Below are 19038 nucleotides of genomic sequence, written 5' to 3' on the forward strand. Positions count from 1 at the left end.
AGGTTGCTCTTGAGCCGCTCGGAGACCTCGTACTGTTCTAGATAGGGCGCAAGAAATCGCTGTGCCGAACCCTCACTCCTGGATAGGTTGCGAAGCGTCTTGAGTTTTTTTTTCGAGCGGCCTCGTAGTCGGAGAGGCTGGTTTGGATTTCTTTGAGTGCGCTTTCATGGGCTTCTACCACTTTGGTCAATTCCCGCGTGCTGCGCTGGAAGTTCGCTTTTGCTTGCTTCTGCGCTAGCAGGTTTTTTTTGACCATATCCTGCGGGCTCTCGTTTTTTGGCATGCCGCCCTTGAGCTTGGGTGCCACGTCAAAATGCCAACGACCCTGGGCATCGCGTTGTATTGGCGGTGCCGTACGCGCCTTGTTCTGTTCATCAATAACGTACGGGCCATCCAGGTCGGTCGCTACGCGATACCAGTGATTGTCGATGTTGGCATACAGCTTATCGTTCACTCGGTACAGACCTTTTTTGATGCCTTCGGCGATGGGCAATCCAGGGGTGGTCGGAGCCGTTACTTTGAACGAGTCTATGTGTGCAAGCAGGCTTGGCGTCAATCCACGCGGGCTGGATAAGCGGATATCGATGGCCGTACCGTTGCCGCCAAAATTGCCGGAGGAGGGAGGTGTCGGGTCCTGGCGGATCACAGCCTGGCGTACTATCGGCTGATTGCTGTCGCGAGGGAGCGGACCGCGGCTGTCGGAATGGGCGTCCTGCTCGAAGTGTTCAAAGGACTGCGCTGGTTTGCCAGGCTCGCTGGTCGGAGCATGGGTCAGCGTCATGCCCAAATTGATCAGCAGGTCGATCACCGCCGAAGTCGGGTCCGGGTCGTTTGGTGTGGAGAGCCGCTTGATGTCCTCTTCGCTGTTGGCCAATTGCAATAACCAGCCTGCCATGGCCCCCGGCCCGCGCAATACCGGCAGCAACGTGTTGAATAGCAGCCAACCGAGTTCCTTGTGCGAAGCCCAGCGGCTTTCAGCGTCGGTGGTGGATTGGCCTTGCGCCAGGGTGACGAGGCTGTTGGCGTTGGATCGGAACCAATGGGTGAACAGACCACCGTTGAGCTGGTCCTGGCGTAGCTTGGTGGCCTCAGCATAGCCGTCGACGGCGAGGGTGGTGGGCTTGGGCGTGGTGGGTGGGTCGAACTCATTGAATACGGTGAAGCGTGCAATATTGGGGATGCGAAAACCGCCATTGCCATACACCGCTCTGACCTTGTCATCCTTCAACCAGGCCAGCACGCTGTCTTGCAGCGCACCCGGCTGGCGGATGGCTTCCAGTAGCGCGTCGCGGCTTGCAAACTCCAGCAACGCAGGCTTCAGTTGCGCACGATAGAGAATATGTGGGCCGCTGGTGCCGGCCAGTGGTTCGATGATGAACATGTTGTCGACAACGTCTGGCGTTGCCCCTGGTTTGCGCACAAATGCCAGGGGGCGCACGGTAATCTCCTGTCCATCCACCTGTTTGCTGCCCGCACCGGGCTGGGTGAGTGCTTCAATAAAGCGGTAACCCTGGGCGGTCATGCCGGCTTCGCCCTTGAGCTTGAGCCCCAGCGCCTGCATGGCGAGCTGGATCGGCACCTGTTCGACAAAACGCGCTGCCCGCTCCTGGGATTGCGGGGTCTTGCTGAGCAGTTCGCGATTAAGCAGTTGCGGGTAGTGACTACCGATGTCCACGCTGCTGATCAGGTTCTTGAGCATCTGCGGCATTTGCGGGTCGCTGCTTGGTTGCCCGCGCAGATGGACTTCCATCTCGCCCTTGGGCAAGCCGGCGAGATTGTTCAGAGCCATATCCACCAGGCTCATCTTCACCCGCTCGATGTAGCCGCTGCCCAGGTTACCCACGGCGACCTTGAACACCACTTCCACATCCTTTGCCGTGTAGCCCTTACCGGACAATTGCTCGTCCAGCTGCTGCTGGGCGTAGGTGCGGATATCGGGAATGCCGTCGAGAAACGTCCGGCCATTGTTACGTTGTACGCTGCTGGCCAGTGCCAACGAGTGACGCCGGTAAGTGTCACGATCTGCTTCGCTGGCGTTTTTGAGCCAGCCTGGCAAATTATCGCGCAGCCGCCCAAGCTCGGCCGCATTTGCAGCATAGGCTCCGGTGAACCAGGGGCTCGGGTCGCTTGCACGGAAGAAGGCCTGCTCCAGTTGATCAAGCGTGCCCGACGTCGGAAGCGCAATGGACGCTACGTTTTCCACCATGGCATTGAGGATGAGCGCCGCTTGTGTATCAAAAATGTTTGCATCGATTTCCTGGCGCTTCCAATTCAGGCTGTCGAAAACAAATACTTTCTCCAGGTTTCGCCCCCAGGCTTCGCCGAATGCTTGCAATGAGTCATACGGTGTGACGACTCCAGCGGGGGTGGTATGCAGCACTTGCGTACGGCCGTCGACTTCTCGTGTGATCAACAGATCCGGGCTCAGTTGAGCTGAACTGCTGGCGCCATGGCTTACGGTGGTGTCGAGGATAAATACCTTGGCCGCTGCGTTGCCTTTTGCGGCTTGGCGGTGCACTTGATCCGGGTAGGTGGCGAGCTGATCGAGAGTCTCGCGTTGCGTGTCGGTGAGCCTGGGTTGTTTCAATGCAGCGGTTTGCAAGGTGTCCCTGAGTGTGTCGCTCAGCCATAGCCAACGGTTTGTCTCAAGCTCGGGGGTGTCATAGGCGTTGCCGTTGAAGTGGCGAACCAGCGCTTGTTCGAAGCCGCTTTTGAGAGTGGTTCGCAGGCTGCGGATGATCAATTCGATGGCTTGCATATCGATGCCCGGCACCAGCGCTCCCGCCAAGGGCCCCGGTTTGAGCATATGGCCCGTGGCTTGATCAATCAGCGTGCAGGCCAGTGAGTGCTTATCGGTAAAGTCCAGCTCGCCGTCGCGGGTCAGGTGCTTGAGCGCTACGTCCAGCAAAGGGGTCAAGCAGTACTGGGGGGGATTGTTGGAAATGGGTTCGGCCAGCGCTGTGTATTGAGGGTCAAACGCCAAGGTGGGATACAGGTTTTTGATGGCGTCGCCGAGCAGGTTCGATACCACTGAGCGCAACGTGGGCCGGCCGGCGAACTGGTGTGCAACCGTATTGGCAGTGACGTCGGCAGCGGGCTGCAGCGTTGAGACCGTAGCGGCCGGCGTTGGGCTTAGCGGCACAAAGCTCAAGCCGGATCTGAGCGATGACGACCCAGGCGATATTTCGTAATGGACGCTGGTATCGCGCCGGGATCTGCGCAGTGAATGATCGTGGTCCGTTTGGAGCGACGCCTCGGAGTGGCTGCCAGGGGGTGTTTCGAGCACTTCACCCGACTTGTGGGTAACGGGGGGGAGCGGTACGGGGCTCAAGGTGCAGTCGGAAGGTCGTGGAGGGTGGTTTCCATGGATCATCATGTAGCTTCCTTGTCGTTGAGATCTTGCTCGGCATAGCGATTTGACCCTGAACGCGTAAAGCGAACAGGCGAGCGAAAACTAACGACCGGTGCTTAACCGTCAAATGAACAATGAGTAATCAGCTGTTTCCGGTAACGCTGTATCAGCGGTAAAAGCTGATAATGCGCGGGCCGACTTAGGGAGGGAGCAATTATGGCGGCATGTGAACGCCCCCGATGGTTGAAGGCAGCATTTAGGCCGATGCAACAATTTGGCCTATCATGAGGTCTTTCCTCTGAACGACTGATGTGATGACTGCCGAATCTGCCACCCTGCCGGACACCCTTGAAACCAGCGACATGCTTGAAATCGATGGCTTGCACGCTTTTGACTTCGAACTCAATGACGAGAAGTTGCTGATCACCGCCATGGACGGCCGTGCAGAAAAACGCTGGGCATTCAGCCTGGCCCAGGTGCAGGCGGCCACGTTCGACGACACCCTGCAAAGCTGGACCCTTACCGGTGAATCGGGCGAGCATCGTCTGATCTGCATGAGCGCTTTCACCGGCAACAATAACGATGAGGATGAAGCCGATGATGATGCGTAAATTCTGGCCCCTGCTGATGGCCGGCAGTGTTGGTGCCATGTCGGTGCAGGCTGCACCGGCTGACACCTATGAACTGCTGGTGGGCAGCTACACTGCCGGTACCAGCGAAGGCATCTACCGCCTGCAATTCGACAGCCGCACCGGGCAGTTCAGCGGCAAGCCGGTGCTGGCGGCCAAGACGGCCAACCCGTCGTGGTTGACGGTTTCCAAGGACCAGAAGTACCTGTTTGTGGTCAACGAGAACGGTCCAGGCCAGAAAGACCCGGTGGGTCGTGTCAGCAGTTACAGCATCGACCCGCAAAATCATCAGCTCACCCTGATCAACCAGGTGCAGAGCCTGGGCAACGAGCCGACCCATTCCAGCGTCGCCGCCGATGGGCGTCACCTGTTCGTTGCCAACTATTCGGTACTCGAAGACCCGGGCGGCAGCCTGGCGGTGCTGCCGGTAGGCGCCGAGGGCAAGCTGTCGGCCCCGGTGCAGTTGAGCGGGCATCCGGCCAGCCGGGTAAATCCTGAGCGCCAGGCGTCCAATCACGTGCATTCTGTGGTGTCGTCGCCGGATGGCAAGTACGTGTATGTGCAGGACCTGGGCGCGGACAAAGTGTTTGTCTACCAGTACGATCCCAAGGCCAATCACGAATTGCCGCTGACGCCGGCCAACCCGGCCTCGGTGCAACTGCCACCCGGCAGCGGCCCACGTCATTTGCTGTTCAGCGCCGACGGCAAACACGCCTGGCTGACCACCGAAATGAGCGCTCAGGTCGCGGTGTTCGATTACAGCGATGGCAAGCTGACGCAAACCCAGCTGCTGGACTATGCCGCTGGCCAACCGGTGTCCGACAAGGCCGGCGCGGCGCTGCATGCGTCAAGCGATGGCAAGTTCCTCTACGTGAGCAACCGCGGTACCGCCAATCAGTTGCTGGTGTTCAGCATCGACCCGGCCACCGCGCACCTCAAGGAAATCCAGCGTCGCTCTGTGGAAGGTGATCACCCTCGCGAGTTCAGCCTCGACCCGAGCGGCAAGTTCCTGCTGATCGCCAACCAGAAAAGCAATGAAATCGTGGTGGTTGAACGCGACCCCAAGACCGGTCTGTTGGGTAAAACCGTGCAGCAATTGCCGATCGATGCCCCCAGCGACCTCAAGTTCCTGGTGCGTCAATAAGCCACAGGCCCCGCAGTGCGGGGCCTGAGCCTTTGTATTAATTCGGTTGATAGCGGCTACTGTTTCAAAGCATTTCTAAGGTTCAAGCCTCGGGCGTAAGTTTGGTTCCAAGGCCTCCACCGGCCACCCAACCAAACGAACACAAGGGTTACCGCCATGAACTTGAATCTCTTCTCCATCATCGCCGCTTCCGCTGTTTCCGCTACCGTGGCATTGCCTGCCAGCGCCAGCGTGGAAGTCACTGACAAGAAATCCAGTGTCACGGCCTACACCCAGAAATACCTGCAACAGAGTGCCAATTTCTATGCAGCGCTGGATCACAAGACTCAGCACTGAGCTTCAGACTACAGAGTACTAATGTGGAAGGGAGCTTGCCCCCGATAGCCATAGGTATCTACACAACTTCAGTTCCCAGCCCTACGGTAACCACGATGCGAAGCGAGCCGCTCTTGATCTGCTTTTGATCTCAGGCGCCCCGTTAAACCACGCTGGCGGATTACGGGCACACCGAGCCTAGGCGAGGTGCCGAGTGGTGGGGCAAGAGCGTTTTGCTTACTTTTGCGCTTTTCAAAAGTGAGCCGCTGTAAAAGCGGAACCAATAGTAGCCGTTGCCTAAATAACGGATATGTACTCGGTTTGATCCGGCATCCTGGTCGGCCCTCAGGCCGCCATCGGGAGCAAGCCCCCCCACATTTAGTCGAGTAAGACTCAGGTTTTTGCCATCACCGCAATAAACAGCGGTGACTCCAGAAATTTCTGAAGCCACGCCTGCAACCGGTAGTACTGCGTCCCCGCAAACCATTCGCGATCCACATGGGCAAACTGCCGTACAAAGGGCACAAGCGCCGCATCTGCCAGGCTCCGGTGATCGGCAAGCAAATACTCCCGCTCTGTCAGCAAACCCTCCAGCTTGCGCAAAAACACCTCGCCCTCGGCCCGATAATGTTCCATCGGTTGCTCCGGGTAGCGTTCGGCGTACTTGTATCGATTCAAGTGATGTTTGAACACCTGATCGTTCTCGCTAATCAGCGCCAATACCGCAGGCTCACCCTGCAACAACCAATCCTCGGGATCGTGCTGTGCCAGCGCCCACTGCATGATCTCCAGGCTTTCTTCGATCACTCGGCCTTCGACGCTCAACACCGGCACCGTGCCCTTGGGCGACAGCGCCAGCATCTCGGTCGGCTTGGCTTTCAGGCTCACTTCGATAATGTCCACCGGCACGCCTGAATAGCGCAGCGCCAATCGCGCCCGCATTGCATAAGGGCAACGCCGGAACGAATACAGCAGCGCCTGGCTCACTTGACCTCCAGGGTGCTCAGGCCATTGCCCTGGCGCTTGACCTGGATTTGCACCGGGATACGCTCGTGCATTTCCTGAACGTGAGAGATCACCGCCACCTTGCGGCCCTGAGCCTGCAAACCATCCAAAGCGTCCATGGCCAATTGCAGGGACTCGGGGTCGAGGCTGCCGAAACCTTCATCGATAAACAGCGACTCGATCTTCAAGGTGCTTGAGGCCATGGACGCCAGGCCCAAGGCCAGCGCCAATGACACCAGGAAGGTTTCGCCACCGGACAGTGAGTGTACCGAGCGCAATTCGTCACCCATCTCCGTGTCCATCACCAACAGCCCGAGCATACTGCCGCCGCGTTTAAGCCGGTAGCGGCGCACCAGTTGGCGCAACTGCACGTTGGCATGGTGCACCAGCAAATCGAGGTTGTAGGCCTGGGCGATCTTGCGGAAGGTGTCGCCGGTGGCCGAACCGATCAACGCATTCAGGCGCGCCCAGCGCTGCCATTCTTCATAGGCCTTGGTGATCTGTTCGGCCAGGGCCTGGTTGGCGTCCTGGCGGCGTTGATCTTCGGCTTGGCGGGCGCGCAGTTCGGCGCACTGCTTCTCGCCTTCGGCCAGCTGCTGATTGAGCGCCGCCAGGGTGTGGTCCAGTTGATCGGCGTCGAGATTGCCGTTGTGCAAGGCCTGGTGTTCGGCCAAGCGCTGTTCGCGCTCTTGCAGCAGTACCTTGGCTTGCTCGACAGCTTTTTCGCTGCTGTTCAGGTCCTGGCGTAGCTGCGCGATCCGGGCCTCATCGAAGGCCAATAAACGTGACAGGCCCTGGTTATCCAGGTCGGGGTGCAGCGTGCGCCATTCATTGATGCGTGTTTCAAGCGCTTGTTGTTCCGCTTGCAGCGCGTGCTGGCGGTCCTGCTGGGCCTTAAGGTCAGCAGCCAGTTGGACCAGGGCCGTGTGCACGGTGTGCAGCTCGTGGTTGGCGTCGGTCTCGCTTTGGCGTGACTGCGCGACGGCCTGCTCCAGTTGCTGCTGCCAGTGTTCGGCGCTGGCGTGGTCGCCCAGCAAGGCGCTGAGTTTTTCTTGAACAGCTTGTTGCTGTGAGGCCACTTCGGTGACTTGCAGCGTGAGCGCGTCGAGCTGCTGCTGGCGATGTTGCTGGTGGGTCTGCTGTTTCTCGATGGCCTGCTGGCGCTCCTGCTGCTCGGCCAGTTCATCGCGCTGATGGCCCAATTGCTCAAGGCGTTGACTGACCTGCTGGTCGAGTTGCATGAAGGTCGCCGCAGGCGCACTGCGCAAGCCCTCCAGGGTTTGGGTGGGCAACAGGGTGGCGAAGGTGGTGAGTTCTGCGTCGAGGCGTTCGCGGTCCTTGGCCAATTCCCGTTGCTGGTCCACCAGCAGCTGCCGGGCTTGCTGGCTGGCCTCCTGGGCGGCTTGCAATTGCTGCTGAAGGCGCCCGGCGTTTTGTTGCAGGTTGAGCAGGGCGCCCTGGCGTTGTTCGTCCTGAGTGAGGCTCTGGGTCAGTTGGGCCAGTTGCTGAGCCAGCCAGCCGCTGCGTTTGGCCGCGTCCTGGTTGAACAACGAAGCGGCCAGCGGATGGGCTTCCAGGCTCTGTGCCAGGCCTTGCTGGTGTATCGCCAGCTGTTCCTGTTGGCGCAGGAACTCCTTTTGTTCGGCGATCAGGCCACCGACTTCTCCGCGCAGTTCGTTGAGTTTTTCCTTGAGGTCGTCGACCGCCTTTTGCGCCGTGGCTTCTTCGTTCTCGTCATGGCGACCCAGGCTCTGCAACAGGGCTTCGGGCTGGTGATACGGATGCTCGTGGCTGCCGCACACCGGGCAGGGCTGGTCATCCTGCAATTGCGCGCGCAACTCTTCGACGCTGGCACTGCGGGCCAGACGCTGACGTTCCAGCAGTTGCTTGGTCACCGTGAGGGTTTGCTCAGCCACGCTGAGTTCGGCCTTGGTTTGCAAACCGCTCTGGTTCAGTTGCTCGCGGCGTTGCGCGGCGTCGGTGAGCTTTTGTGTCAGCGCGGCTGTCTGTTGATCCAGTTGCTGCTGGCTGTCCCACAAGCGGGCCAGGTCCTCGAAGGCACGCTGTTGCTTGCGATTATCCTGCAGCAGGCTGGCCAGCAACTGAATTTGCTCGGCCACCGCGTGGGGTTCGGCACCGGCTTCCTGGTAGAGCAGGTCAAGGGCTTCGCGCTGTTGGGTGAATTGTTCGGCGGCGGCGCTGGCACGCTGTTCGAGTTGCGGCAGTTCAGCCTCGCCCTTGTTGAGGCGATTGCCGATCACCATCAGCTGTTGCAGACGGTCGCGGTAGGCGTTCCAGGCTTCGCTCAGCGGGGCAAGGGCGGCGCTGTGCTCAAGCTCGGTGGCCAGGCGGTGCAGGCGCTCGGCGACTTGGGTTTGCGTGTCCTGCAAACCCTTGAGCAGGGCGTGGCCTTCGTTGCAGGCGCTTTGCTGTTGTTGTTTTTCTTCGCTGCGCTTGGCCAGTTCCCGGGTCAAGTGGGCGAGGGTGTTCTGTTCTTCAACGGCCTGGCGCAGCAGGGGAGCCGCCTCGGCCTGGTTTTTCAGGGCGTCGACCAGCGCCGTTTGGGCAGCCAGTTGCTGTTGTTGCGCCTGGTCCTGGCGGGTATGCAGGGCGACTTGCTGCTCAAGCTGTTGCTGAATCTGTGCCGCGAGTGGCGTCAGCAGGGTGCCGAGTTCAGCCTGGCGCAGGAAGTGATGACGTTGCGGTGCCAATTGCTCCAGGCGATTGAGGTCCTGGCGTTGCGGGCCTTGGCTGTCCCACTGCTGCTGGGCCTGCTGCAGTTGTTCGACGGCGCTGAGCTGGCGCTCTTGCCACTCACGCAACTCTTTAAGCCAGGTGTGCTGCAACTCCAACTGCTTGAGCTGGGCCTGCTGGGTCTTGAGTTGTTGCTGGGCTTCGGCCAACTGTTGATCGAGTTCGACGCGGGCTTCAGGCGCCAGGGGCACTACGCCGGTGGCCTGGTCTTGCAGCTGTTTGTGGGCGTCCCTGGCCTCCTTGGCCTTGTCGAATGCACGTCGCCCCAGTTGGGTGTACAGCGCGGTGTCGGTGAGCTTTTCCAGCAGTTCGCTGCGCTCATTGTCATTGGCCTTGAGGAAGGCGCTGAACTCGCTTTGCGCCAGCAATACCGCACGGGTGAACTGCTCGAAGTTCAGGCCCAAGGCCAGCTCAAGCTGAGTCTTGTATTCGGTTTTCTGGCTGGCCAGCAGTTGCTCGCTGTCCAGGTCGATCAAGCTTTGCCGGCTGTTCTGCAACTTGCCGCTGGCCTTGTCGCGGGCGCGGTTGGCTTCCCAGCGCGCGCGGTAGCGACGGCCGCTGACGCCGACGAAATCCACTTCGGCATAACCGCCGCCGGTGCCGCGCCGAATCAGCGTGCGCGGATCGCCAATGGAAATATCGGTGTCGGCGTCCGGCATCTTGGCCTGGCCGGTATCGCCCAGGCGCGGCACCGCGCCGAACAACGCCAGGCACAATGCATCAAGCAGCGTGCTTTTACCCGCGCCGGTCGGCCCGGTGATAGCGAACAGGCCCGCACTGGCCAGGGGCTCGGCGGTAAAGTCGATCTCGAACGGGCCGGCCAGGGAGGCGAGGTTTTTCAGGCGGATAGCGAGGATCTTCATGGCTGTTCGCCCTCCTGTTGCACTTCCTGGAGCAGCACGGCGAAATCCTTCAGGGTTTGTTCATCCACTTCGCTGCCATAGCTGTCCTGCCAGGCGCGGCTGAACAATTCCTGGGGCGTGAGCTGGTCGAGTTCGATCAAGCGCTCATCGTCGCTTTCGCTGTTGCCGCGCTGGCCGGCGTATTCGGCGGCGATGCGCACCAGGCGCACGGCTTTGCCTTGCAGGGCGGTTTCGATCTGCTGGCGCAGGTCTGGCTGTGGTTCGTCGAGGCGTACCCGCACTTCCAGCCAAGGGTGACGTTGGGTTTCGGCCAGCAGGTCGATGTCGGGCAGGTCGTGCAGCTGCTTGAGGATGTCCGCCAGCGGTGCGGCTTCCAGGCGTTGCAGGTTGACTGAACGGGGGATCAGCAGCGGTTCAACACCCACCAGCCGTTCGCCCTGGAACGTCACGTCGAGCACCTGGTGCTTGTAGCCAATCTCGGAAAACGACAGTGGAATCGGCGAGCCGCTGTAGCGAATGCGCTCTTCGCCATTGACCTGTTGCGGCTTGTGCAAATGGCCGAGGGCAACATAGCCGACGGTTTTGTCGAACAGGCTGGCCGGCAGCGCCTCGGCATTGCCGATGATCAGGCTGCGCTCGGAGTCTTCCGATACCGACCCCCCGGCCATGTGCGCATGACTGATGGCTATCAGCGCCTGGCCTTTTTTGCGTTTGGCATTGGCGGCGGCGATCAGCCATTCATGCACCTGGCCGATACCCCGCAAGTAATCATCGCCCAAGTGCGCACCGGTGACTTCCGCCGGGCGTAGAAAAGGTAACGCCAGGCACCAGGCGGCAATCTTGCCTTTGGCATCCGGCAAGGGGATCAGCAGGCGTTCGGCGTCCAACTGGCCATCATCGAGCCACAACACCCGGCCCAGGGCATGAGTGCGCAGGCGGCGCATCAACGGCGCGGGCAGCTCGATACGCGAGCCGGAGTCATGGTTGCCGGCGACCATCACAATCGTCAGCGTCGGGTTTTGCTCGTGGGCGCTGATGATGAAGTCATACAGGCGTTCCTGGGCCTTGAGCGGCGGGTTGACCGTGTCGAAAATATCGCCAGCGATCAACAGCGCATCCGGGCGCTGGGCCTTCAGTTGGCCCAGCAGCCACTCAAGGAAACAGGCATGTTCGAAGTCGCGTTCCTGGCCGTGGAGGTTTTGGCCCAGGTGCCAGTCGGAGGTGTGAAACAGACGCAAGGCGAACTCCGTGGAGAAGATGAAAAGGAGGGGAGTTTACCTGTAACACGCACGCAGTGCCTGCAAGTGGCCCAGACCCGATATAGAAGAGGACTTGCCCCGATGACGATGAGTCAGATATGGATTAACTGGCTGATCCACCGCCATCGGGAGCAAGCCCCCTCCCACATGAGTTTGCGGTATTACTTGGGATACAACGGCGGCAAGCTGGTGGTGTCGGTCGCCGGGTCTTGCTCGCGTTCGGCCACGGGGATGGCCTTGATTGCACGCCACAGGTCTTCACCCAGCCAGTACTGGCCGCTTTCGCTGTACAGCGCGCCGTTCAAGCCATCCAGGGCATCTGACAATGGCACAAACCGCGCCGCCATGTCGGCCAGGGTTTCCGGCTGTTGACGCGCCCAGGCATCGAGGGCCTGGCGGGTGGCTTGCGGATCGTTGGCCTGGGTGGCGCGCTTGAGGTCGTCGAGCAGGGTGCGTGGGCTTGGGCCGGTTTGCGCGGCGCGCTGTACGGCCGGCTGCCGACGGGCGCGCCACCACAGGCCGAAGCCCAGCAACGTGGTGCAAGCCAGGATCAGCGTGCTCAGTTGCCACAGCCACAGGCGCTCATCGTCGGGTGCAGTGATGATGGTCGGCGTGGCGGGTGTGTCCACCACCAGGCTGGGATTGACCGCCACTTGCATAGTGCGCGCCGGCAGGGTGGTGCGTTCCAGGTGATCTTCGTGGGTGTTCCACCACACCACTTCCACCGGCGGCAGTTCCAGCTCGCCGGCGCGGGTTGGCACCAGGGCTTCGCGGTCTTCACGGCTGCCGATCAGGCCGCGGTCGCTGGTCTGGTTGCCCAGTACCGGTTGGTCCGGGTAGCGGCGCAGGCCGTTGACGTCGGCGCTGGGCAGCGCCGGCAACTGTGCGCTGGATAAGCCCTCGGCCTGCACGGTGAGGCTGCGGGTCAGAGAGTCGCCGACCTGCACGTGGTCCGGCGTAGGGTTCCAGCCTTCGCTCAGGGTCAGGCTGCGCGCCGGCAGCCAGGGAGCGTCGGCGGGGTAGAGGTCCGGCTTGGGTTTGATCGTCAACGGCAGGGCTGCAGAGCTGACGTGGATCATCTTGCCCGGCTTGGTGCCCTGCAGTGTGTTTTCCTGGGGGGGGCGCGATTCGACCAGGGTAGCGCTGAAGGTCTGCGCCGGAATTACCACCATGCCGCTGTGCTGGGGGTAGACAGCGTAGCGTGTCTCGATCACGCCATGGCGGATGCTGTTGATGACCTTCTCATAGGTGCGCGACTCGCCCAGTTGTTCGACACGGGCATCGGGGATCTGCAAGGGCGTGAGGCTGCTGTCGTCATACAGCGATACCGAGTGGTACACGCGTACGGTCAACAGCGCCTGGGCCTGGACGTACACGGCGGTCTGGTCGAGGTTGGCCTCGATAAATACCGGGGCCAGTTCGGTGCTGGTGTTCTGGCTGGCGGTTTCGACCACTTGCAGGGTGATCGGCTGGGTCTTGAGTGCGCCCACTTGCAACGGCGGGATGACCACGTTGCCGTTTTCCTTGGGCAGCAGGGTGATGATCCAGCGGGTGGTGGCGTGGTTATCGCCGCCCAGGGTGGTGAGTTGGTTGATCTGGCGGGTGCCGCTGACTTCGAACTGTGCGTCCAGGGGCGACAGGTCCGGCTTGCCGAATTGGGTTACATCGCTGGACTCCACCGTCAGCTCCACCGTTTCCCCGGAGTTGAGGCGGTTACGGTCAACGCTGGCAACCAGGTTCGCCGCCTGGGCGTGGCCTGCCGACAACGCGAGCAGAAGCAAAAGGGTGGTGCGGCGGCTCATCGAGTCGTGTCCTGATGTTGTTGCTGTTCGTACCAGAATTTGCGCCGCAGCAGTTCGCCGGGGTTGTCCGGGATCTCTTGCAGCCATTGCTCCAGCGCTTGGCGGCGCTCGCCTTCAAGGCGGGTGTCGACAGGGCGCAGGGGCGGCGTGGTGGTGTGCTCGTCGCCCAGTTCGCTGCCCGGCACTTCATTGTGGCCTGGCTGTGGCGTGGCGCCGGCCTGCGTTTCACCGCTGCTGGCTTCGCCCTGGCCCTGGGGCGATTGTTCGCCACTCTGGCCCGTTTGCCCGCTGGCCCCCGGTTGCGCAGTTTGGCCGGGTTGGGGGCTTTCGTCATCTTCGTTTTTTGCAGGCTGGGTCGGTTCGGGCTGGGCTTGCTCTTGCATCAGGGTTTCAACCAGGGCCTTGTTTTTCAGCGCCGGTTGCAGATCGGGCTGGGCTTCCAGGGCTTGCTCGTAGGCGTCGATAGCGGCTTCGAGTTCACCGGCTTTGGCCAGAGCATTGCCTCGATTGTAGTGGGAATAAGCGTCGTTGCCTTGGGCAAAACGTTTGATCGCCTCGGCGTAATTGCCGGCTTCGTACAGGGCTACACCTTGCCATTGCGGGTCTTGAAAGTGTTCGGCGGCTTCGGCTGGGCGCTTGTGCTTGAGCAGGTATTGGCCTTGCTGGTCGGGGCGCAGCCACAGGTCCTGAAGGCCAAAGGCGTAACTGGGTTGTGGTGCGCCCAGCAGCAGCAACGGCAGGCAGAACAGCCAGCCGCGACGCCCGGCGCAGGCGGCCAGCAGTAACAGCGGCAGCAGCAGCCAGTAACCCTGATCGGCCCAGGTGTCCAGGTGCAGTACTTGGCCGTCGTTGCGCAGGGCTTGTACGCTGTCGAGCATACCCAGTTGGCGCAGGTCCTTGTCATCCAGGCGCGCTGCACGGTAGCGGCCACCCATTTCACTGGCGAAGGCCTTGAGCGTCGGGCTGTCGAGGCGTGGCACCAGGATCGCGCCCTGGTCGTCCTTGAGGAACTCGCCGCTTTCCTGGGTCACCGGTGTGCCTTCACGGCTGCCGATGCCGAGGATCGACAAGGGCGGTGCCTGGGCGCTTTGCAGTTGCAGGCGGATGCCCTGGCGCTCCTGTTTCGACAGTGAGGAGCCGATCAGCAGCAGGCGCCCCTGGCCGAGCCCGCCTTGCTTGAGCAGGCCGAGGGCTTTTTCCACGGCCAGATCGGCGCGATGGCCGGGCTCGGGCATGATCGAGGGGCGCAGGGCCTCCAGCAGATTGCGGCTGGTGGCCAGGTCGTCCGACAGCGGCACCAGCGTATGGGCGCTGCCGGCATACACGACGATGGCGGTTTGCGCATCGGTGCGTGCTTGCAGCAGGTCATACAGCTTGCGCCGCGCCTGCTCCAGACGGTTGGGCGGGCTGTCGGTGGCAAGCATTTCCGGGGTCAGTTCCAGCAGTACCACCAGCGGGTCAGCGGGTTTCTGACTGGGCTGTTCAACCCGTTGCCAACTGGGCCCCAGCAACGCCAGCACGGCCAACAGCCAGGCGATGCCCAGCACCACCCACGGCGATTTGCTCTCGCGGCCGTTGCCGCCACTGAGCAGTACGGCATGGAAGGCCGGTGGCAGGATCATCTGCCAGCGGCCGGCGCGCTTTTGTCGGTGCCACAACTGCCACAGCAACCAGCCGAGCAGCGGTAGCAGCAACAGCCACCAGGGCCGGAACCAGTGCGGCCACAGGGCGATCATCGACGTCTCCGCAAACGCAGGCGCTTGAGGCGCTGGCGCCATTCAGGGTGTTGTTGCAGGAAGATCCCTCTGCTCGACAGCTTGTTGAACCCGCGTTGCAAGGCGTTGTTGGGCCAGCGTTCCTGGATTACCAGCAACAGGCTCAAGATCAGCGCCAGCGCCAGCGGGCCGCTGTACAACGCCTGGGCCGGTCGCGCTTGGGTGGGTTGTTGTTCGACGGGCTCCAGGGTGTCGAGGGTCTCCTTGATCTGCTGCAGTTCTTCGCCGTCATGGGCGCGGAAATATTGGCCGCCGGTGGCCTCGGCCAACGCCTTGAGCGCCGGTTCGTCGAGGTCCAGGCTCGGATTTACGCCGAGAATGCCCAGAGAACCGGTTTGCTCCGGGTCGGCGCCAATGCCGATCGGGTAAATCTTCACGCCTTCTTCGGCCGCCAGTCGCGCTGCCGTCAACGGGTCGATCTGCCCGGCGTTATTGGCGCCGTCGGTGATCAGGATCAGCACACGGCTTTGCGCCGGGCGTTGGCGCAGGCGTTTCAAGGCCAGGCCGATGGCATCGCCGATAGCGGTATTCTTGCCGGCAATGCCGATACGCGCTTCGTCCAGCCAGGTACGTACGGTGCGCCGATCGAAGGTCAGCGGTGCCTGCAGGTAGGCTTGAGTACCAAACAAGATCAAGCCCACGCGGTCACCTTCGCGTTCTTCAAGAAAGTCCCCGAGCAGGTGTTTGACCAGGGCCAGGCGACTCACGTCCTCGTCTTGCCAGTGCATGTCGGGAAAATCCATGGAGCCGGACACGTCGACCGCCACCAGCAAGTCCCGGCCACTGGCGGCAATCGGTAAAGGTTCGCCAAGCCATTGCGGGCGTGCGGCGGCGGTCAGCAACAGCAGCCACAGCACCACGAAGGGGGCCTGCTGACGCCAGCCGGGCAGGTTGGCCCGGGCGCGGCGACGGGCGAGGCTTTCGAGGTCGCTGAGGTAGCTGACTTTCAATGCCGGCTCGCCGCTGTCGGCCACGGGCAGGATCAGGCGCATCAACCAGGGCAATGGCAACAGGGTAAAGATCCACGGCCAGGCGAACTCAAACATGTTTGCGAATCCAGGTGTCGACAGCTTGAGTCAGGCCGGCGATAGCTTTGTCGTCGAGTTTGCATTCGGGCTTGTAGGCGCCTTCCACCAGCACCATCCAGCGTGTCAGGCCGGCAGCCGGGCAGCGGTTGTCGAGGAAGGCCAGCCATTTGCGGCCGTTGAGGGTATGGCTCTGGCTATACGGGTAGTCGTTACGGCACAGGCGCTTGAGCAGGCCGTTGAGTTGTTGCAGCCAGGCACCTGCGGGTGCACCGTCATAGGGCTTGGGCATCAAGGCCAGTTCGGCGAGGGCGGCGATGCGCAGCGGGTCCAGCGGTTGTTCGGCGCGGGCCACGGGGCGGCGCGCTGGCAGGAAGCGGCGCAACCACCACAGGCCCCAGCCGAGCAGCGGGATCACCAGCAGCAACAGCCACCAGCCGGGCGCAGGCGGCCAGAAGCCGATGGCCGGCGGGGCGATCAGCGGTTGCAGTTGGTCCAGGCTGCTCATTGTTTTTTAACCGGGCGTTGCGGGTTGAGGTACTCGCGCAATTGCTCGACCATTTCACTCTGTGTGCTCAACGGCATCAACAACACCCGCAGCTTTTGCGCGAGCCGTTCCCAGCGGGCGATACGCGCTTCGGCCTGGGCTTTGTAGGCCTGGCGCAAATCAATGTTCAGGGTGTCCAGTTCCAGCTGTGCGCCACGTTCTGCGAAGCGCAGTAACCCGGCGGCGGGCAGGGCGTGATCAAGGGGGTCGGAAATGGGCAGCAGCAACAGGTCGCAATGTCGCGACAGCAGGCTCAGCTGTTGCTCGGCGCTGTCAGTCAGCGCCCGTTCATCGCAGATCACAATCCCCAGGCTGCCCGGTCGCAACACTTCACGGCCACGGCGCAAGGCCATTCCCAGGGCGTCAGCTTCGGGGCGGCTTTCGGTGTTCAGGCTCTGGTTGACCCGCACCAGGCGGTTAAGCAGCTGCAACAGGCTTTGTTTGCTGCGTCGAGGCTTGATTTCGTAGTGCTCGCTGTCGCCGAACACCAGCCCGCCGACCCGATCGTTATGCCCCAGGGCCGCCCAGCCGATCAGGCTGGCAGCTTGTGCGGCGAGCACCGACTTGAACATCTGCCCCGAGCCAAAGAACAGCCGGCAGCTTTGCTCTACCATGATAAAGATTGGCCGTTCGCGTTCTTCGTGGAACAACTTGGTGTGCGGTTCCTGGGTGCGCGCTGTCACGCGCCAGTCGATGGTGCGCACGTCGTCGCCGGCCTGGTACACCCGCACCTGATCGAAGTCCACACCGCGCCCGCGCAGCTTGGAGTGGTGCAGGCCGATCAACGGGCTGCGCTGGCCGGGCGTGGAGAACAGCTGCACTTCGCGCACGTGGTGACGCATCTCAATCAGTTCACTGAGGGTTACGCGTATACCATCGCTGGCGTTCATCGGCTTCAAGCGACGGCAACAACGTCAAGAATGCGTTGCACCACGCGGTCCTGGTCGATCCCGGCAGCTTCGGCTTCGAACGACAGGATGATGCGGTGACGCAGCACGTCGAACAGCACCGCCTGGATATCCTCGGGGCTCACGAAGTCGCGACCGGCCAGCCAGGCGTGGGCGCGGGCGCAGCGGTCCAGGGCGATGGAGCCACGGGGGCTGGCGCCATAGGCGATCCACTCGGCCATTTCCGGGTCGAACTTGGAAGGCGTACGCGTGGCCATGACCAGCTGCACCAGGTATTCCTCTACCGCATCGGCCATGTACAGGCCAAGGATTTCCTTGCGGGCGGCAAAGATCGCCTGTTGGCTGACGCGCCGCTCGGGCTTGGTTTCGCCATTGAGCGCTTCGCCGCGGGCCTGCTGCAGGATGCGCCGTTCGACGGCGGCGTCCGGGAAGCCGATCTTCACGTGCATGAGGAAGCGGTCGAGCTGGGCTTCGGGTAGAGGGTAGGTGCCTTCCTGCTCGATGGGGTTCTGCGTGGCCATCACCAAAAACAGCGGCGATAGCTCGTAAGTGCTACGGCCCACGCTGACCTGGCGCTCGGCCATCGCTTCAAGCAAGGCCGACTGGACCTTGGCCGGGGCGCGGTTGATTTCGTCGGCGAGCACCAGGTTGTGGAATATCGGCCCCTGCTGGAACACGAAACTGCCGGTTTCCGGGCGATAGATCTCGGTGCCGGTGATGTCGGCGGGCAGCAGGTCGGGGGTGAACTGGATACGATGGAACTGCGCTTCGATGCCTTCGGCCAACTCCTTGATCGCCTTGGTCTTGGCCAGCCCCGGTGCGCCTTCGACCAGCATATGGCCGTCGGCGAGCAGGGCAATCAGCAGGCGATCGATGAGTTTTTCCTGGCCGAGAATCTGCGTAGAAAGAAAGGTTCGCAGCGCAAGCAGCGCTTCACGATGTTCCATCGATGACGGTTCCTGGAAAGATGAGCCTGATGGTGGAGCGCGAGCGCCAGGCTTGGGAGGCTTACTTTAATGCATCGAAGGGGGTGACGACTAACGACGTCACGGGTATTTTCAGAAAAACTTGTAGGCTTTTGGTGTGGGAACACGGTCAATGTGGGAGGGGGCTTGCCGCCGATGCCCGTGTGTCAGGCACCGATGTATTAACTGGCCCGCCGCTATCGGGGGCAAGCCCGCTCCCACATTTGAACCAGGGTGCAGCTCAAGTCCGGATGAAAGTGCCAGTGCCTGCGAGGATTTTCTGCAAGGTTTCCTCCACTTCAGTCAGGTCGGATGCGGCCGTGGCGTGGGTGATCTCCAGATGATCCTTGCCACCCAATGCATCGGCATCACCAGCTGCAAGTTCGACCAGCAACGTCGTGGCACTCAAGGTGATCTTCAGCCCATCCAGCGTCGACGGCTCGTAATCCCAGGTCAGTTCCACTTCCTCTTCATCCGGGTAGCGGCTCAACATGAACATTTCGCCGTTCTTGCCGTGGCAGCAAAGCATGGCCATGTTGTCTTCTTCTTCGTCGCACGGGGTGGCCATCAGGGCGTCGGTTTTCAGCTGCAGCATGGGAAATCCTGTGTGGAGGAGGGCGTTGCGCTGGCAATTGTGCCATTGCGGCGAATTTTATGCTGCAGGGTGTGTCAGACCCAGGGCATGACCTGGGGTG

General features: G+C 61.6%; 14 protein-coding genes. 3 read left to right on the top strand and 11 right to left on the bottom strand.

Annotated elements, in window-relative coordinates:
- Window positions 1-37 precede the first annotated feature (37 nt).
- Window positions 38-3142, bottom strand: coding sequence for a DUF6543 domain-containing protein (locus IH404_RS27850; protein WP_242462661.1), 3105 nt, complete (start codon window positions 3140-3142; stop codon window positions 38-40).
- Between the two features lie 524 nt (window positions 3143-3666).
- Here IH404_RS27850 and IH404_RS12990 point away from each other — a divergent pair.
- The 3 genes from IH404_RS12990 to IH404_RS13000 all read left to right on the top strand — a co-directional run bounded on the left by IH404_RS12990 (window position 3667) and on the right by IH404_RS13000 (window position 5461).
- Complete coding sequence (locus IH404_RS12990; RefSeq protein ID WP_005787844.1) at window positions 3667-3963, top strand: DUF5629 family protein; 297 nt, start codon at window positions 3667-3669, stop codon at window positions 3961-3963.
- On the top strand, window positions 3950-5125 hold the full coding sequence (locus tag IH404_RS12995; RefSeq protein ID WP_032803498.1) for a lactonase family protein: 1176 nt from the start codon (window positions 3950-3952) through the stop codon (window positions 5123-5125). Before IH404_RS12990 ends, IH404_RS12995 begins: the two co-directional genes overlap by 14 nt.
- 156 nt (window positions 5126-5281) lie before the next feature.
- On the top strand, window positions 5282-5461 hold the full coding sequence (locus IH404_RS13000; protein ID WP_005787847.1) for a hypothetical protein: 180 nt from the start codon (window positions 5282-5284) through the stop codon (window positions 5459-5461).
- A 372-nt stretch (window positions 5462-5833) separates the two neighbouring features.
- Here the strand turns inward: IH404_RS13000 and IH404_RS13005 are convergent, their stop codons facing one another.
- From IH404_RS13005 to IH404_RS13050, 10 genes are all read right to left on the bottom strand, one after another.
- Window positions 5834-6427, bottom strand: a complete 594-nt coding sequence (locus tag IH404_RS13005) for a glutathione S-transferase (protein ID WP_005787848.1) — start codon at window positions 6425-6427, stop codon at window positions 5834-5836.
- Window positions 6424-10062 carry an AAA family ATPase gene (locus tag IH404_RS13010; RefSeq protein WP_194440572.1) on the bottom strand — a complete coding sequence of 1213 codons (3639 nt, stop codon included), beginning with the start codon at window positions 10060-10062 and terminating at the stop codon, window positions 6424-6426. Before IH404_RS13010 ends, IH404_RS13005 begins: the two co-directional genes overlap by 4 nt.
- Window positions 10059-11300, bottom strand: coding sequence for an exonuclease SbcCD subunit D C-terminal domain-containing protein (locus tag IH404_RS13015; RefSeq protein ID WP_194440573.1), 1242 nt, complete (start codon window positions 11298-11300; stop codon window positions 10059-10061). The genes IH404_RS13010 and IH404_RS13015 overlap by 4 nt, the downstream gene beginning before the upstream one ends.
- Before the next feature lie 182 nt (window positions 11301-11482).
- Window positions 11483-13123: a BatD family protein gene (locus IH404_RS13020; RefSeq protein ID WP_194440574.1), complete on the bottom strand. Its 1641-nt coding sequence runs from the start codon at window positions 13121-13123 to the stop codon at window positions 11483-11485.
- On the bottom strand, window positions 13120-14859 hold the full coding sequence (locus IH404_RS13025; protein WP_005787854.1) for a tetratricopeptide repeat protein: 1740 nt from the start codon (window positions 14857-14859) through the stop codon (window positions 13120-13122). Before IH404_RS13025 ends, IH404_RS13020 begins: the two co-directional genes overlap by 4 nt.
- Window positions 14856-15944, bottom strand: coding sequence for a VWA domain-containing protein (locus IH404_RS13030; protein WP_005787856.1), 1089 nt, complete (start codon window positions 15942-15944; stop codon window positions 14856-14858). The genes IH404_RS13025 and IH404_RS13030 overlap by 4 nt, the downstream gene beginning before the upstream one ends.
- Window positions 15937-16431 (bottom strand): DUF4381 domain-containing protein, encoded by a 495-nt coding sequence (locus IH404_RS13035; protein WP_003190798.1) that lies wholly within the window; start codon window positions 16429-16431, stop codon window positions 15937-15939. The genes IH404_RS13030 and IH404_RS13035 overlap by 8 nt, the downstream gene beginning before the upstream one ends.
- Window positions 16428-17360, bottom strand: coding sequence for a DUF58 domain-containing protein (locus tag IH404_RS13040; RefSeq protein WP_005787858.1), 933 nt, complete (start codon window positions 17358-17360; stop codon window positions 16428-16430). The genes IH404_RS13035 and IH404_RS13040 overlap by 4 nt, the downstream gene beginning before the upstream one ends.
- Window positions 17361-17365: 5 nt before the next feature.
- A complete protein-coding gene (locus IH404_RS13045; protein WP_005787860.1) occupies window positions 17366-18325 on the bottom strand; it encodes a MoxR family ATPase in 960 nt (319 codons plus the stop codon).
- A 259-nt stretch (window positions 18326-18584) separates the two neighbouring features.
- On the bottom strand, window positions 18585-18938 hold the full coding sequence (locus tag IH404_RS13050) for a hypothetical protein (RefSeq protein ID WP_194440575.1): 354 nt from the start codon (window positions 18936-18938) through the stop codon (window positions 18585-18587).
- Between the last annotated feature and the right edge of the window lie 100 nt (window positions 18939-19038).

It is taken from the genome of Pseudomonas sp. OST1909 (genome assembly GCF_015277575.1).
In the GTDB taxonomy this organism is placed as follows: domain Bacteria; phylum Pseudomonadota; class Gammaproteobacteria; order Pseudomonadales; family Pseudomonadaceae; genus Aquipseudomonas; species Aquipseudomonas synxantha_A.

Excerpts from the sequence above, each read along its gene's own strand:
- IH404_RS12990 (WP_005787844.1), top strand. The coding sequence starts at position 3,667 with ATGACTGCCGAATCTGCCACCCTGCCGGACACCCTTGAAACCAGCGAC.
- IH404_RS12995 (WP_032803498.1), top strand. The coding sequence starts at position 3,950 with ATGATGATGCGTAAATTCTGGCCCCTGCTGATGGCCGGCAGTGTTGGT.
- IH404_RS13000 (WP_005787847.1), top strand. The coding sequence starts at position 5,282 with ATGAACTTGAATCTCTTCTCCATCATCGCCGCTTCCGCTGTTTCCGCT.
- IH404_RS13010 (WP_194440572.1), bottom strand. The coding sequence starts at position 10,062 with ATGAAGATCCTCGCTATCCGCCTGAAAAACCTCGCCTCCCTGGCCGGC.
- IH404_RS13020 (WP_194440574.1), bottom strand. The coding sequence starts at position 13,123 with ATGAGCCGCCGCACCACCCTTTTGCTTCTGCTCGCGTTGTCGGCAGGC.
- IH404_RS13025 (WP_005787854.1), bottom strand. The coding sequence starts at position 14,859 with ATGATCGCCCTGTGGCCGCACTGGTTCCGGCCCTGGTGGCTGTTGCTG.
- IH404_RS13030 (WP_005787856.1), bottom strand. The coding sequence starts at position 15,944 with ATGTTTGAGTTCGCCTGGCCGTGGATCTTTACCCTGTTGCCATTGCCC.
- IH404_RS13035 (WP_003190798.1), bottom strand. The coding sequence starts at position 16,431 with ATGAGCAGCCTGGACCAACTGCAACCGCTGATCGCCCCGCCGGCCATC.
- IH404_RS13040 (WP_005787858.1), bottom strand. The coding sequence starts at position 17,360 with ATGAACGCCAGCGATGGTATACGCGTAACCCTCAGTGAACTGATTGAG.
- IH404_RS13045 (WP_005787860.1), bottom strand. The coding sequence starts at position 18,325 with ATGGAACATCGTGAAGCGCTGCTTGCGCTGCGAACCTTTCTTTCTACG.
- IH404_RS13050 (WP_194440575.1), bottom strand. The coding sequence starts at position 18,938 with ATGCTGCAGCTGAAAACCGACGCCCTGATGGCCACCCCGTGCGACGAA.